This window comes from Planctomycetota bacterium (assembly GCA_035384565.1).
Lineage (GTDB): Bacteria > Planctomycetota > PUPC01 > DSUN01 > DSUN01 > DAOOIT01.
In genome coordinates this window covers 1-15,770 of sequence record DAOOIT010000102.1, presented here as the reverse complement: position 1 = coordinate 15,770, position 15,770 = coordinate 1, and the positions used below count along the sequence as shown (strand labels likewise).

At 70.8% G+C, this 15,770-nt stretch carries 11 protein-coding genes and 1 pseudogene; 10 read left to right on the top strand and 2 right to left on the bottom strand.

From position 1 onward, the window contains the following. Window positions 1–705: 705 nt before the first annotated feature. Both PLE19_22330 and PLE19_22325 read right to left on the bottom strand, forming a co-directional pair. Window positions 706–1,143, bottom strand: coding sequence for a cytochrome c3 family protein (locus PLE19_22330; GenBank protein ID HPD17685.1), 438 nt, complete (start codon window positions 1,141–1,143; stop codon window positions 706–708). Between the two features lie 157 nt (window positions 1,144–1,300). Further along, on the bottom strand, window positions 1,301–2,398 hold the full coding sequence (locus tag PLE19_22325) for an aldo/keto reductase (GenBank protein ID HPD17684.1): 1,098 nt from the start codon (window positions 2,396–2,398) through the stop codon (window positions 1,301–1,303). 169 nt (window positions 2,399–2,567) lie between these two features. Here PLE19_22325 and PLE19_22320 point away from each other — a divergent pair, with 169 nt between their 5' ends. The 10 genes and pseudogenes from PLE19_22320 (at window position 2,568) to PLE19_22275 (ending at window position 15,511) form a co-directional block, all read left to right on the top strand. Further along, window positions 2,568–3,773 carry a glycosyltransferase gene (locus tag PLE19_22320; protein ID HPD17683.1) on the top strand — a complete coding sequence of 402 codons (1,206 nt, stop codon included), beginning with the start codon at window positions 2,568–2,570 and terminating at the stop codon, window positions 3,771–3,773. 2 nt (window positions 3,774–3,775) lie between these two features. Beyond that, complete coding sequence (locus tag PLE19_22315) at window positions 3,776–4,759, top strand: class I SAM-dependent methyltransferase (GenBank protein HPD17682.1); 984 nt, start codon at window positions 3,776–3,778, stop codon at window positions 4,757–4,759. Window positions 4,760–4,769: 10 nt separating this feature from the next. After that, entirely contained in the window at window positions 4,770–6,173 is a 1,404-nt protein-coding gene (locus PLE19_22310) for a radical SAM protein (GenBank protein ID HPD17681.1), read from the top strand. An 8-nt stretch (window positions 6,174–6,181) separates the two neighbouring features. Continuing rightward, entirely contained in the window at window positions 6,182–8,143 is a 1,962-nt protein-coding gene (locus PLE19_22305; protein HPD17680.1) for a hypothetical protein, read from the top strand. Then, on the top strand, window positions 8,140–9,531 hold the full coding sequence (locus PLE19_22300) for a radical SAM protein (protein ID HPD17679.1): 1,392 nt from the start codon (window positions 8,140–8,142) through the stop codon (window positions 9,529–9,531). The genes PLE19_22305 and PLE19_22300 overlap by 4 nt, the downstream gene beginning before the upstream one ends. Before the next feature lie 45 nt (window positions 9,532–9,576). Continuing rightward, window positions 9,577–11,667, top strand: a complete 2,091-nt coding sequence (locus PLE19_22295) for a glycosyltransferase family 39 protein (GenBank protein ID HPD17678.1) — start codon at window positions 9,577–9,579, stop codon at window positions 11,665–11,667. Window positions 11,668–11,806: 139 nt separating this feature from the next. Then, window positions 11,807–12,412: pseudogene (locus PLE19_22290) on the top strand (YdjY domain-containing protein). Window positions 12,413–12,430: 18 nt separating this feature from the next. Beyond that, a complete protein-coding gene (locus PLE19_22285; protein ID HPD17677.1) occupies window positions 12,431–12,724 on the top strand; it encodes an acylphosphatase in 294 nt (97 codons plus the stop codon). A gap of 11 nt (window positions 12,725–12,735) precedes the next feature. Then, complete coding sequence (locus PLE19_22280) at window positions 12,736–15,141, top strand: VCBS repeat-containing protein (GenBank protein HPD17676.1); 2,406 nt, start codon at window positions 12,736–12,738, stop codon at window positions 15,139–15,141. A 22-nt stretch (window positions 15,142–15,163) separates the two neighbouring features. Then, on the top strand, window positions 15,164–15,511 hold the full coding sequence (locus tag PLE19_22275) for a cupin domain-containing protein (GenBank protein HPD17675.1): 348 nt from the start codon (window positions 15,164–15,166) through the stop codon (window positions 15,509–15,511). The last annotated feature ends 259 nt before the right edge of the window (window positions 15,512–15,770 follow it).

Sequence of the window (15,770 nt, the reverse complement as noted above, 5' to 3'; positions counted from 1 at the left end):
CGTGGGGACGAGGGAGGCCGCAGCGGGGGCCTCCCTCCCGAAGGTTCCAATACCTGTACGTGTTTAGCCTTGTTGCGTGGCCGGTGAGACGCTGGAGGCGAGATAGGCGACGAAGTCCTTGGCCCGCTGGGCCACGTGGCGGTGAGGCTGGCGAGGACCTGCCAGGCGTCCCGGCCGGCCTCGGTCTTGTTGCCGCAGGAGAGTTTGCGGGCGATGATGGCCGGGCTCAAGGCGCGTTCGGCCCGGTTGTTGGTGGGTTCGGCGGCCGGCTCGTCCAGGCAGCCCAGGAGGTGGCCGCGTTGTTTGAGCAGACGCTGGTGGATGGCACAGTTGCCCGGCTGGGCGGCGGGATGGGTCAGGAGGTCCTCGCACCGGGCGTGGAGCGCGGCCCGCCCGCTCGCGCAGGCGCCGGTTCTACCCCTCGAGGGTCTGCACGCGGGTCCCCAGCCGCTGATTGTCCTTGCGCAGCGACGCCACCTCTCGGGTCAATTCCTCCCACCGGCGTCCCAAGGCATCGTCCATTGCGGGCCCTGCCGCTGCTCATGCTCCTTTCATGGTAGGTCGGGCCCCGGCCAACGAACTTTGGTACCTTTTCCGAACAGAAACCATGGCCACGCACGCTAGACACGTACCTTCGGTCGCCCTGGGCTATCCCATGACGCTTTTGAAGGACTATAGACCGCCCAACGCGGGGCCGGGGGCGTGTCAGGGGGGCAGGAGCTTGCGGGTCGCCTTGTCCCAGCGCACGGTGCGGCGAGGGAGGCGATGGGTGTCGTGGCAGTCGGTGCAGGCTTTCTTGGCTTGGGGGGTGCCGATGAGGTTGAGGGTGTGCATCTCCTGTTCGGCGAGTTCGCGGGCGTCGTGGCATTGGAGGCAGGCCGGGGCGATCTTGTCGGGAGGGTAGATGATGTCGGGGGCGATTTCGTGGGATTCGCTGCCGCAGTGCTCGTCGGAGGGTCCGTGGCATTTCTCGCAGCCGACGCCGTGTTTGGCGTGCTTGACGGCGAACTTTTCCTCGGAGTAGTTGATGTGGCAGACGTAGCAACGGCTGTTGTCGGCGGGGGCGACTTTGGGCCGGAGCAGCGTGCAGGCGCCCAGGGCCAGGGATGCGAGGAGAAGAGCGAGCCAGACGCGAAGCTTCACAATTGGCCCTCAGGCTGGTTGGGACTTGCGTCGGCAATGCGCGGGGCTCGGTGGGGGATGGGTGGATGAATGGATGGGTGGATGGGTGTCTGGCAACCATCCATCCTTCCACCCATCCATCCATCCTCCCCAAAGGCGGTCGTGGGCCGCTTCAGTGTCACACGACCTCCCAGTCCTTGAGCCACTGATAGTCCTCGGGCAGGCAGGCCCAGGCATCGTCCATGGCGGCCTGAAGCTCGCGGATTTCGGCGCGGGTGAGTTCCTTCTTCTCCTTGCTTTCCTTGACGGCGAGGGCGACGTTATCTACCTGGTGCGTGGTGATCATGCCGGGGATGGGGGCGGTGATCACGGGGTTGCAGAGGATGTAGCGGATGGCGAGGCGGGCGCGGCGGTCGTCCTCCTCGGCCTCGGGGCCTGCGGGGGCGCCGCCGGCCTTGAAGAGCGAGCCGCTGGCGAACGGCTTGATGCCGAAGAAGCCGACGTCGTGCTTGCGGAGGGCGTCGAACAGGCTGTCCTGCGGGGCCTCCTTGGTCTTGGCCGTGTAGGGCGTCACGATGGCGTCCACGACGCTGGGGTAGGTTTCGATGATCTTCTTGATGTGCGGGCGGTCGTGGGAGGAGAAGCCCGTGAAGCGGGCCTTGCCCTGCTTCTTGGCCGTTTCGAGCGCCTTCGCCATCTGCTCGATCTCGGCATCGGTGTGCTGGCTCGAGCGCTCGTGGAGCGTGATGCGCCAGAGGTCCACGTAGTCGAGGCCGCAGAGCTTCAGGCCCTCGTCGAGCGACTGGAGGAGCTTTTCGGCGGTGCGGAACTGGCCGTTGCGCATCTCGTGTTCGTACCAGGAGTAGCCGAGGTACATCTTGTCGCGGCGGCCTTTGAGGGCGTGGCTGTAGGCCAGGGTCTCCTTGTGGGTGCAGGCGTCAATGTAGTTGATGCCCACGTCAATGCAGCGGCTCACCACCTCGGTGCGGTTGGCCAGGAAGTCGGCGTTCTTGGGGTCCACGGCCAGCCAGTTGCCGCCCTGGAAGGCGTCCTTGACGACCTCGTTGATCCGCTTCCAGTGGCCGCCGAGGCAGACGGCGGAGACCATGAGATTGGTCTTGCCGCAGCGGCGGTAGAGCATGTTCTCGTTGTAGTTCAGGATCTTGCTGTTGTCGGGCTCGGCGGCCCTGGCCATCGTGGCGGTGGCGGCGACCGCGGCGGTGGCGACCGCTGTGTCGCGCACGAACTCGCGGCGGGTGATCTTGCCTCGCGGCATACGGACCTCCTTTGCCCCAACGCGGAGCGTGAGCCTTGTCCCCAGTTCCCACGCAATTGTAGGCGTGGGACGCGGCTTCGTCAAGGGGGGGCCGCCAAAATGCCATTGAACCATGCGGGCAGGGGCTATATACTCTACGCGTCCCGCATCCTTCCAGGAGCCGACCAGCGTGTGGGTGCTCATTCTGCTCTTCGGCCTGAGCTGTCTTGTGATGGGGTGGACCTGTTTCGGCTACTACCTCTATCTGCGGTGCCTGGGGCTCGTGCGCCCGAGGCCGCGGCCACCGCTCGACTGCGATCGGCTGCCCTTCGTCTCCGTGATCGTGCCCTGCTACAACGAGAAGGACCAGATCCTCGCAAAGTACGTCAACCTGCGCGAGCAGGACTACCCGAAGGCTCTGCTCGAGATCGTCTTCGCCGACGGCGGCTCGACCGACGGCACTCTGGCGATGCTCGAGCCGCACGTGCAAAGCGACCCGACGGTGCGCCTGGTGCGCTGCCCCGAGAAGGGCAAGATCCACCAGCTCAACTACGTGCTGCCCCAGCTCAAGGGCGAGATCGTGGTGAACGCGGACGTGGACGGGCAGATGGAACTGGACGCGATTTCGGCCCTGGCGCGCGAGTTCTGCCGCGACCCGCAGGTGGCCGTGGTGGGGGCCTACGTGTACCCCGCGAAGCCGCTGGAGGTGGACCGCTGCTACTGGCTGGGCCAGAACCGCGGGCGCCTGCTGGAGAGCGACGTGCACGCGGCCAGCATCGTGATCGCCGTGTGCTACGCCTTCCGCCGCTCGCTGATCGCCCAGTTCCCGCCCGACGTGGTGGCCGACGACATCTACGTGGCCTTCGAGGCCAACACCCGCGGGCTGCGCACGGTCTACTGCCGCGACGCCGTGGTGAGCGAGGTGCGCGGGCCGAGCACGCACGAGGAGTTCTTCGCCCACAAGTTCCGCAAGTCGAACGCCTTCCTGCGCGAGGCCTTGCGCTTCCTCTACCGCATGCCGGACATGCCCAAGGGCTGGAAGATGATCTACACCACCAAGGTCGCCCAGCTCCTCCTGCTGCCCTGGGCGGGCTTCTGGTTTCTGCTGCTGGGCGTATCGCTGCTCACGCTGGGGCGCTACGACGTGGTGCTCATCGGCTTCGGCTTCCTGGCCGTGCTCCTGGCCGCCACCAGCGCCACCTTCCGCCGCATCCCCACGCCCGATGAGGGACCCACGGATTTCTTCACGCTGCTCACGGCGTACGTCTACAGCAACTTCCTGCTCCTGGCCACGGGCCTGTCGTATCCGTTCTACCGGCAGACGAGCAGCTACGCAAAGGTGGGGGAGGGCGGACCTGGCGCCGCGTCGGGGCCTGCGCCGAATCGGGGGGCGTGAAGATGGCGACTCCGCACGCGGCCCCCGCTTCGCCGCAGCCCGGGTGGCCCGAGCTGGCGGGGCGGCTGCGCTGCTCCCGGTGCCAGGCCGGCCCGCTCGAGGCGGCCGAGGGCGGCCTGCGCTGCCGTTCGTGCGGCGCCGAACACCCCATCGCCGAGGGCGTGCTCGTCATGGCGCCGCCCGCGGCAGGTCGCGCCGACGGCGTGGTGCAGCAGGAGCTCGAGGACTGGGAGCGGAACGCCGAGTTCTACCTGCGCGAGCCGCGTTCGCCGCTCTTCGGCCTGCTGCACGCGGCCAAACGGCGCACCTATGCGCTGGGCGGGGAGCCGCGCCTGCTCGTGCTCGACCTGGGCGGCGGCACGGGTTACTTCTCGCGCGAGCTGGTCGCCCAGGGCCACGCGGCCGTGACGCTCGACTTCTCGGCCCGCATGCTGCGGCTGGGCCGCGAGGCCTACGGCCTGCCGCTGGCGATGCAATGCGCCGTGCCGCCCCTGCCGTTCGCCGACGCCAGCCTCGACGCCGTGGTGGCCAACGGCGTGCTGCACCACTGCAAGGCGCAGGACGCCCTGGCAGCCACGGTGAGCGAGATCCATCGCGTGCTGAAGCCGCGCGGGCTGCTGCTCGTCTACGACCGCAACGGCGCCTTCCTGGGGCGGCACCTGCACCACTTCGTGCTCGGGGTCAAGCGTTCGCTGGAGAAGCGACGGCGTTTCGGCGCCTCGTCGTCGGGCGCGGAGCCCGATTTCAACGACGCCGACGTGCGGACGCTCACCGGCGCCGGCTTCGCCATCGAGCGGCGGCGCTACGTTTCCACGCTGTGGACCTTCAGCGCCATCGTGGCGACCAACTGCATCGAGTACGCCGGCCTACCGCGCCTGGCCCAGGCGCTCCGCTGGCTCGCCTGGCCGCTGGCCGCGGTGGCCGAGCGGGCGTTGGCGTTCAAGGCCGTCACCGTGGAGCAGTGCCTGCGGCTGCGCAAGACGTGAGGGCAAGCCGATGGCCTCGCCCGGCGACAAGACGAGGCTGCTGCTCGTGTGGCCCGCGGTGGCGGGGGCGCAGTTGCACGGCTTCCTGCCGCTGGGCCTCGGCTACCTGGCGGCCAACCTGCCCGACGGCTGCGAGGCGCGCCTGTCGGACGGCGTGCTGAGCCGCCGGCCCAATGCCGAGGTGGCGGATGAGGCCGAACGGTTCCAGCCCCACGCTGTCGGCCTCTCCGTGTGGCACTTCAACCTGCCCGGCGCGCGCGAGGCGATTGCGGCGATTCGCCAGCGATTCCCATCGTTGCCCATTCTCGCGGGCGGGCCCACCGTGTCGGGCCTGGGCACGCGGCTCTTCGAGACGCTGGACGCGGACTACGGCTTCGTGGGCGAGGGCGAGTGGTCGCTGCCGCAGTTCCTCGGCCTGCTGCGGCGCGGCGAACTCACCGACGCCGCGAAGCGCGCCGTGCCGGGCCTCGTCTTCCGCGACGCGGCCGGCGCGCCCGCCGCGAACCCGCCGCGCTGGGAGCCGCTCGACGCCCTGAAGCCGTGCGACTACGAGTTCATCCGCCTCGACGCCTACCTGGCCGCCGGCTACCGCTACGGCCTGCACCGCAAGGCTCGCCGCATCGCGCCCATCCACACCACGCGCGGCTGCCCGTTCCCCTGCGAATACTGCTCGGCCCGGCTCATCAGCGGCACCCGCGTGCGCACGCGGCCCGTCGAGTCGGTCGTCGCCGAGATTCGCCGCCTGCACGAACGGCTGGGCATTGACGGCTTCAACCTGATTGACGACAACTTCACGTTCCACCAGGACTACGCGAAGGCGCTGTGCCGCGCCATCCTGGGCATGGGGCTGAAGGGGGTGTCGTTCTGCGCGCCCAACGGCATCAAGGTGGAGTATCTGGATCGCGAGCTGCTCGGGCTGATGAAGCAGGCGGGGTGGCAGGCCCTCTTCATCGCGCCCGAGAGCGGCAGCGAGCGCACGCTCGAGCGGATGCGCAAGAAGGTGCACCTGCCTACGGTGCGCGAGAAGCTGGCCCTGATTCGCGAGGCCGGCCTCAAGGTCTTCGGCTTCTTCATCCTCGGCTATCCGGGCGAGACGGCGGACGACTTCCGCCAGACCATCGCCTTCGCGTGCCGCAACGCGTTCGACTGGGCCACGTTCACCTGCTTCCAGCCGCTGCCGGGCACGCCCGTGTGCGAGCGGCTGATCGCGGAGGGCGAGATCGCGGCGGCGCCCGAGGGCGTGGACTACTACCAGGTGACCTACGCGCCGCGGGGCTTCACGGTGCGCGAGATGCGGCGGTGGCGCCTGTGGGCGCTGCTGCGGTTCTACACCAGCTCGCCCCGGCGGCTCGCCGCCGCGCTCGCGAGCTATTCGCCGCTGCGAATCCTGCGGTTCCTCCTCAAACTGCGGTGAGGGCGGGGATGGAGCACATCGCGGCAATCGCCCACGGCGTCCTGGGGCTTCTGGCCTTCACGCTGCCCGGCCTCGCGTGCCTGCTGCGGGTGCGGCGCGCGGGGGCAGCGGCGTGGCCGCTGCCGGTGCTGCTGGGCGCAGCGTTCGTGGTCTCGTCGCTGCTCGTGGCGGCCTTCGAGGGCCTGTGCCTCGCGCTGTTGCCGCCCGCGGCGGCGCGGCTGGCCTGCTGGGCGGGCCTCGCGGGCGTGGCGCTGGCGTGCTGGCGGAGCGTGCGAGGCGACCTCGCCGCCGTCGTGCGCGGCCTCGGGCGCTGGGAGCGCCTGGCGCTGGCCGCGCTGGCCGCCGTCGCGCTCTTCTGGCTCGGGGCGATGCCGCTCTCGCCGTACCCGAGCCAGGTGACGATGGACCTCGGCGACCCGCCCGTCTACTACCGAGCCGCCGCCAACCTGGTCGCTGGGCGGGGGTGGGCGCCCGACTACTTCGCCGCCGACTACCCGCGGGGCGAGGTCTCCTACGTTCGCAGCCATCCCGTGCCGGCCCTGGCCACCGCATTCCTCTTCCACCTGGTCGGAGCGAACACCCAGTCGCTCCACGTCTACGGCATCGTCGCCGGGGTCCTGCTCCTCTGCCTGCTGAGCGCCCTCGTGCGGCTGGGGGCGGGGGGCCGCGATGGGCCGCACGCGCTCCTGCTGACAGTTGGGCTGGCCGTGGTGCCGTCACACTTCATCCTCCTCGGGCTGGGCGTGGTGACGGCCCCCGGCGCGCTCGCGCTGGCGACGGCGGTCGGCCTCGCGCTCACCGCAGGCGGGCATCGGCTGGCACGGTGCGGCGCGGTGGGCCTGTCGTTGGCGCTGATGGTGCTGCTGCGCCCCGATTCGGCGATGATGGCCGTGCTCCTGGCCGCCGCGTGGCTCGCGGGGCAGACCGTTGGGGGCGTCCGAGTGCCCCGCACGCTCCGGCTCGGGTTGGCCGGGGCGCTGGCGGCTGGCGGGGTGCTGCTGTGGCTGGGCCTGCCCGCGCTGCTCCGCGCGGCGCGCCCCGGGTGGGACAGCCTGGGCATCTACTTCCTGCGGTACGACGCGGCCGCGGGGCGGTTCGTGGATACGCTGGGTTCCTGGATGGAGCAGAGCCGCCGCCTGTGCGCCGCGAACCTGACGGGCGAGAGCCTCTTCGACACCGTGGGCAACGCGGCCATTGGCGGCGAGGTGCAAGCCCATCCCGTCGCCTTCGCGGTCCACCTGGCGAGCTGGTTCCCCTTCTTCGCCCGGCAGGCGATGGGCGCGCTCACCGTCGCCCAGTATCGCCTCGCCTGGCTCGACGGGGCGCCCGCCGTGGCGTGCGCGCTCGCCCTGCTCGCCCTCGCCGCGCGCAGCCGGCCGGGCCGGCTGGTGGCTGTGGCGATGCTGGCCTACCTGCTCCTGATGCCCGCCGTGAACCCCGGCGCCCGCGTGCGGCACATGCTGGTGGTGACGCCGGTGGCCCTCGCGCTCGCGCTGCGCACGCTCTGGGGGCTGTGGCACGGGCGGCTCGAGCGGGCGCTCGCCAGGCGTTGGGCTGTTCCCGCCTTGGCCATTCCGCTTCTCGCGCTGGCATTCCTCGACGCCCGGAGTATCATACGGGTGCGCACGTACGGCCCGAACTGCGCCTACGCGCCCATCCTGCGGCACCTCGAGGAGATGACGCGGTCCGACGACGTCATCGCCACGAGCTACCCGCAGCTCGTCACCTGCATGACCGGGCGCCGCAGCGTCGGCGGCACCTGGCTGATCGAGCACCTGGGGCTCATCGTGGAACGCTTCCGGCCCGGCTTCCTCGTGGTGGACAACGTGCGCGACATCCCGCGCGACTACGACCAGTTGCGTGCGCAGGGGATGGCGGCGCCGGGCTACGAGATGGCCGTGCACGACCCCGCGGCGCAGTACGTGATCTTCCGGGCCGCCTCGCCGCGGCCCTCGAGGAGCGCGCCATGAAGGTCCTGCTCCTCTCCGCTCCCTACGTGCCCGAGTATATGCGGAATGCCCGCTGCGACTTCGTGTCGCTCTCGGCCACGCAGTGGTATCCCATCCTGCTCGGCTACTGCGGCGCGTGGCTGGAGGGGCAGGGCCACACGGTGAAGCTGGTGGACGCCCCCGCCCACTACCTGGACCACGAGGCCACGCGACGCATCGTGCGCGAGTTCCGCCCCGACCTGCTGGTGCTCTACACGGGCCGCCTGAGCGAGCAGAACGACCTCGACCTCGCGGAGCCGCTCGTCGAGGAACTGGGCTGCGACGCCGTGCTCGTCGGCCCGTTCGCCTCGATTGACCCCGAGGCCACGCTGGCCAAGGCCCGCGTGATCGCCAAGCTCGTCGTCGGCCAGTTCGAGCATCCCGTCGCCGAACTCGCCGCCGGGCGGCCGCCCGCCGAGGTCCGCAACCTCGTGCGCCGGGAGGGCAGCAGCATCGTCCGCAACCCGGTTCGCCCCTACCTCACGGGCGAGGAGCTGGACGCGATTCCCTTCGTCTCGCGCTTTCTGGCGAGGCAGGTGGACCTCCGCCGCTACAAGACGCCCTCCGAGCTGTTCCCCTTCATGGACATCCTGACCGGCCGCGGCTGCTGCTACGGCCATTGCACCTACTGCCTGTGGGTCCACACCTACGTGTGCGGCACCAACTACAGCGTCCGCTCGATCGGCAACGTCATCGAGGAGCTCCGCTGCATCGAGCGCGAGCTGCCCCAGGTGCGGTCGGTGATGATCCAGGACGACACGTTCCCCGAGTCCCGCGCCCGCGAGTTCAGCGAGGCGAAGCTGGCGGCGGGCATTCGCCTGCCCTGGTCGTGCTACGCGCGCGGCAATATGGGCTTCGAGGTGCTGAAGCTGATGAAGCGGGCCGGCTGCCTCAACCTCCACGTGGGCTACGAATCGGGCGACCCCGAGGTGCTCCAACGCATCAGGAAGGGCGTCACGGTCGAGCGGATGACCCAGTTCACCGACGACGCGAAGCGGGCCGGCCTCCGCATCCACGGCGACTTCGCGGTCGGCTTCCCGGGCGAGACGCCCGAGTCGTTCGAGAAGACCATCGCGTGGGCGAAGCGGCTCGACCCCTACACCGCGCAGTTCCAGCTCATGATCCCCTTTCCCGGCACGCCCTATCATGACATGATGAAGGCCGAGGGGTGGCTGAACGCGCGGGGCGAGCCGGATATGCCGCAGTTCTCCAACGAGCAGATCCGCGCGATGGCCAAGCGGGCCTACCGCCGCTTCTACCTCACGCCGCGCTACCTGTGGAAGTGCCTGTGCCACCCCTACGACCGGGTGCTCGTGCGGCTGAAGACCATGGCGCGGGCCGTGCCCGCGATGTTCTGGCGACGCTGGTAGGGTTTGTAGTGCCGCCTTCAGGCGGTCTTGTCTGGGGAAGCGACTTTGTACCTCGACGCGCTGCGCGGCCTGCTGTTGACCGTGGTGGCCAATGGGGCGCTGCTCTACGCCGCGCACCTGGCGGCGCGGCGCTGGTGGCCCTCCACGGGCGCCGCCACGCGCCTGGCCGCGACCGGCGTGCTCGCCATCGCGCTCACGCTCGCCGTCTTCTATCCGCTCGCGCTCCTTGGGCTCTTCACCCGGCAGGCGGCGACGATTGCCGCCCTCGGCATCGGGCTCGCCGCCCACTGGCGCCGGACCTCGTGCGGCGGCTTCTGGGCCGACCGGCGTCCCGTGGCGGGCTGGCTGCGCGCGATCGTGCGCTCGCGCGGCGCGCTGCTGCTCGCGGGCGCCGGGCTGCTCGTGTTCTGGGCCGCCTACCGCGCTGCCGTGTGGCCGCCCCTGTCGCTCGACTCGCTGACGTACCACAACTACTTCGCCGGCGCGTGGGTGCAGCAAGGGGGCTTCGCCCGGCTCTCGCTGCCGCAGGCGATGCAGGGCTACGCCCGCCTGCCGCTGCACTTCGAGGCGCTTGTGGCCTGGACGATGCTGCCGTTCCACGGCGATTTTCTGGCCAACTTCACGAACCTGCCGATCCTGGCGCTGGGCGCGGTGGCCGTCTACGCGCTGGGCCGCGAGCTGGGCCTCGACCTCTTCGCCAGCGCGCTGGCGGCGGGCCTCGTGTGCTTCTCGCCCGCCGTGTTCGCCTACGCGTGCACGCAGTACAACGACGTGCTGGTGATGGGCCTGACCGCGTGCGCGGCGCTGTTCCTGGTGCGGTGGCTCGCGGAGGGCCGATGGGCCGACGCCGCCCTCGCGTTCCTCGCAACGGGCCTGGCCGTGGGCACGAAGCACACGGCCATCCCGCCCGCGGCCGCGATCGGGCTCGTCGCCGTGCTGGCCCCGCTGCGGCGGGCGGGAGGCGCGCGCCGGGCCGCCGCCACGCTGGGCCTGTGCCTCGCGCTCAACGCCCTCGGCGGCGGGTATGCCTACGTCAGGAACTGGGTCGAGACCGGCAACCCGCTCTACCCCGCCACCATCCGCCTGCTGGGCAAGGATATCTTCCCCGCCGCGCCCGTCGTCGAGGCGGTGGCCGAGAGCGTGGGGCGCGGCACCTGGCGCGACGACGTGCGGCAACTGGCCAGTTCGATCTCGTATGCCTACGGCGCCGAGCCCGCGCCGCTGTCGTGGGGTCCGAAGCTGCCGCTTCTCGCGCTGCTGGCCCTGGCGGCCGCCGCCCTGGCCCGCCGCTCGCCGCGCGGGGCCGAGCTGCGCTGGCTCACGCTGTGCTGGGCCGCGCCGGCGCTGCTGCTGTACCTCGACCCGTCGGCCAACACGGTGGCGATCCGGCGCTTCTGGCCCGACACGTTCAGCCGCTTCCTCGCCGGGCCGGTGGCACTGATGGCGGTGGGCGCCCTCGTCGGCGTGTCGCTGCTGGCCGCCGAGCGGCTGCGGCGGGTCCTCCACGCGTGCCTGTGCGTGCTGATGCTCTTCGACCTGTTCGCCCTGAGCATCCTGCCCGACAGCCCGCGCGTGCTGGTCGTGGCCGCGCTCGGCCTCGCCGCCCTGGGGGCGGGGGCGATGCTCGGCCGCCGGGCCGCCGCCCGCGTGCCGGCCGTGGCGTGGGGCGTTGCGGCGGGCCTCGCCGTGCTCGCGGGCGTGTGCGGGACGGCCTGGGTCCGCGACCGCTGGCGCAACCATTTCCTGGAGACACGCGTGGAACTGCACCCCTTCCCGCGCCATTGGGTGAAGGGCTGGGCCTTCTGCGACGAGCCGCAGAAGCCCAAGACCATCGCCCTCGCCAGCTACGAGCCCAAGCTCGGCCACCACTGGTACTTCTATCCCCTCATGGGCCGGCGGCTCCAGAACCGCGTGGTCTATGTGCCGCCGGAGCCGGGCGGCCCGGCCGCCTGGAAGGCGGGCCTGGACCAGGCGGGCGTGACGCACGTCTTCGTGCAGCTCAACCCCGCGCTTCCGCCCGGCGACCCGGCCCGCGAGCCGGCCGAGATGGCCTGGATTCGCGCCCGCCCCGACGACTTCACGCTGCTCGACCAGGGCGACCACTACCGCATCTGCCAGGTGGCCCCGCCCCGGTGACGCTCTTCTACGAAGGATTACAGCCTTTTACATCGTCCCGTCCGCCTGTTGGTATAATAGGCGTTGTTCGTAGTGCGGGCTTCAGCCCGTATCGGGGCGGCCTGAAGGCCGCACGGCGAACCTGGTAGGAGCTCCTCGCATGAACCGAACCGCCTGCTTCCTCTTCGCGGCTTTGTGGGCGTTGGCCGCGGCCGGCGCGACGCTGAGCGTGGACGAGAAGGCGAAGTCGGTGAGCGTGTCGGCGGCCTTTGCCAAGCAGGGCACCTACGACGTGCTCAAGGGCGCCATCGAGTACCTCGTCGTGGCCAAGGGGGGCAAGGAGTACGAGACGATCTTCGTGATCGAGGCCACGCCCGACGAACTGCACCAGGCCCTCCTCCGGATCGGCCTTGAGCCCGGCGAGCCCGCCAAGGAGGGCAACCCGCCGAAGGGCAGGGGAGTGCGCATCCTGGCCGAGTACGAGGCCGACGGCCAGAAGGTGCGCCGCCCGGCCGACGAGTTCGTGGTCTCGGCCAGGACTGGCCGGCCGCTGGAGCCCGGCCCCTGGGTGTTCACCGGGTCGGCCAAGGGCTATGACCCCGCGGCCGACAAGGAAGTGCTCCAGGCCGCGGTGTCGAAGAACATCGTGGGCCTCCACTGGCTCGACGCCACGCCGCTGCTCCAGAACCCGCGGGCCGAGTGCAAGGAGCAGAACATCTACAAGCCCAATGCCCCCGCGCTGCCCAAGCCGGGCACGCCCGCCGTCGTCATCTTCGAGCGCGTGATGCCCAAGGCCGTCCAGGGGGCCAGGCGCGTCCACGTGTTCGTCACCGGCCGCGTGCAGGGCGTGGGCTTCCGGGCCTGGACCGAGCGCGAGGCGCGGATGCTCAAGCTCGCGGGCTGGGTGAAGAACCTGCCCGACGGGCGGGTCGAGGCCGTCATCGAAGGGCCGCCCGAGGCGGTGGCCGCGCTCGTCGAGAAACTCAAGGCCGGCCCCCGCGCCGCCAAGGTCGAGAACCTGGACGTCAAGGACGAGCCGGCCGAGGGCGGCTTCGAGGGCTTCGAGACCCGCTATTGAGGGGCATCCGCATGCGGCGTCGGTCGCTCTGCGCGTTCCTGCTCGCGGGCCTGCTCGCCGGCCCCGCCCACGCCTTCATCGAGCGCCTCTACTCGCTCAAGGAGGTGATGGACGAGTCGAACCAGATCTACGTCGGCCGCCTGACGCGGGTAGACGCCACGAAACGCATCGCCGCGGCCCAGATCGAGCGCGCGCTCAAGGGCAGGAAGGACTTCGAGCTGGTGAAGATGAACCTGGGCATCGGCCCGGCCGACCACGCCGCCTACCTGCTCGGCGTGCTCAAAGAGGGCGACCCGGTCATCATCTACGCCAAGCGCGACGGCCGCGACATCGCCTCGTGCGTCCACGCCGGCGACACCTGGTTCCAGCTCTTCGCCACGGCCGAGCCGAAGCCCGACGACACCTGGTGGCGGATGACCCACGTCGAGATCGCCATGGGCCGCACCTTCAACGGCACCACCCCCGACCTCATCCAGATCACGAGCGACGCCGTGGCCGGCCGCGCCGCGCCGCCCAAGCCCAATCCCTCGATCCCCAGGATCGACGTCAGGAGGGCCGCCAAGCCCGTCCAGCCCCCCCCGCCGCCGGCCTCCGAACCCCTCGACGGCCTGGAGGGCGTGCCGGGCTGGGCCTGCGAGCAAACGTGGGCTCGGCCCGCCACGCTGACCGTCGAGGAAACGCGCGACCGCGGCAAAGTGCTCCGCGCCCGGTCCGACGGCGCCGCGGACAAGAAGCTCGCGATCACGCTCCTCCACCACGTGGACGTCTCGGCCCAGCCGCTCTTCGCGGCGCTGGTGGACAACGACAGCGACCGCCCGATCGCGGTGGCCGTGGCCTTCGGCTGCGCGCCCGAGTGGACGATGTTCGAGGCCCCGCCCGTGTCTGTGCCCGCCAAGGCCAGGGCCGCGCCCGTGCGCTTCTCGGTCGCTTCGCCCCACTTCAAGTGCGAAGCCTCCCAGTGGCAGCACAACCAGCCCATCCCCAACAACGGGCGGGTGGACAAGATCATGCTCCTCGTGGACGGCCTTCCCGCCAAGGGCAGCGTGGCCTTCGACCGCATCCTGGGGGCCAGGGGCGGCTTCCGCCTCGCCGGCGAGTTCCCCCACGGCGGCGGCGAGGTGCGCGGCATCTCGTGGGCCGACGCCGACGGCGACGACCGCCTCGACGCCCTCCTGTGCGTCGGCGGCGCCAACCTGCTGCTCCTCAACCAGGGCGGCGCCTTCCGCGAACAGGCCGCCGCCTTCGGCCTCTCCGCCCCCGCCCGCGCCGCCGCCTGGGCCGACTACGACGGCGACGGCCACCCCGACCTCCTCACCAGCCACTTCCGGCTCTTCACCGCCGCCGGCGGCCGCTTCCGCGACGACTCGCGCCTCCTCCCCGCACCCCACGCCCGCAACCCCGAGGGCGCCGGCTGGATCGACTACAACGGCGACGGACTGCCCGACATCCTCATCACCAACGGCGAGCACGGCATCTGCCTCTTCGAGAACACGGGCAAAGGCCCCAACTGGTTCCGCGACGCCAGCGACAAGGCCGGCCTCGGCCCCAAGGGCCTCGGCGTCGGCAACGGCGACTTCATCGCCTTCGCCGACTACGACGGCGACGGCTACACCGACTTCCTCTACAACCTCGGCGACGGCGTCCTCGCCCACAACGAGGGCGGCAAGGGCTTCAAGCTCGACACCCGCGCCGGCATCCGCATCGGCGCCTCCAACGAGGCCAAGAGGGGCGTGGCCTTCGCCGACTTCGACAACGACGGCGACCTCGACCTCTTCGTGCCCGACCCCGCCAGGCCGCGCCTCTACCGCAACAACAACGACGGCACCTTCACCGACGTCCTGGCCGCCGCGGGCGACCTGGCGAAGCTGGCCGAGCCCTGCGTCTCCGCCGCCTGGGGCGACGTGAACAACGACGGCTGCCTCGACCTCTTCGTGTGCCTCGCCAAAGCCCCCGGCCGCCTGTTCCTCGGCGACGGCAGGGGCGGCTTCAAGGATGCCACCGCCGCCGCGGGCCTCGACCAGCTGCCCCCGGCCCTCGCCGCCTCCTTCGCCGACACCGACGAGGACGGCGACCTCGACCTCGTGCTCAACGGCGAGAAGAAGGCCCTCGTGCTCCTCAACGACCTCGAACTCGCCCCAGGCTGCGGCTCGCTCGCCGTCTCGCTCGCCGTGGCCACGGGCTCGGTCGGCGCCGTCGTGCGCGTGGCCGACCCCCAGGGCCGGCCCCTCGGCCTGCGCGAACTCAACGGCGCCGAGGGCTTGGGCGGCCAGGCCGCGCCCGAGGCCCACTTCGGCCTCAAGGCCGCCAAGGTCCACCTCTCCGTCTGCCTCACCGACGGCCGCGTCGCCCAGAAAACCCTCGAGATTGCGCCGGGCAAGGCCCTCCGCCTCACCCTCGACGCCACTGCCTTCAAGTGAGCACTCGCCCGGAGAGCCGCCCATGCCCAAAGGCTATGACACCCGCCACCTCAAGGACGTTCCCCCCACCCCCTGCCCCTGCGGCCAGAGCTGGCGCCTCATCACCCGCCGCGACGGCTCGCCCGCCAACATCCACGTGACCTCCATCCAGGACTCCCGCCGCCACTTCCACAGGCACTGCACCGAGTTCTACTTCATCCTGGAAGGCGAGGGCACGCTCGAGGTCGGCGACGACTCGCTCGCACTCACCCCTGGCCTCCTCGTGCGCATTGACCCCGGCACCCCCCACCGCGGCCACGGCCACTTCAAGACCCTCGTCATCGGCGTCCCCGCCTGGGACCCCGCCGACGAATGGTTCACCGACGACTGAGCCGCGCGCCGCCTCCCGTCCATCTTGTCCACCCTGTCCAGCTCGTCCATTCCCTCCCTCGACGCCCATCGCAAGGCCCGGGGCCCGCTTCGCCGAAATGGCTCCTCGATGAGGCCCCCTCCCGAAGGTTCCAACACCTTCGGGAGGGTAACCCCCAACCCCCAACCTCCCGCGGGTTGGCAACCCGCGGGAGGTCAGACCGAATTGTCAAAGAACCGGTGCGGCGGCCTGTCGCTACTCGTTTGGCTATCCTTTCGCC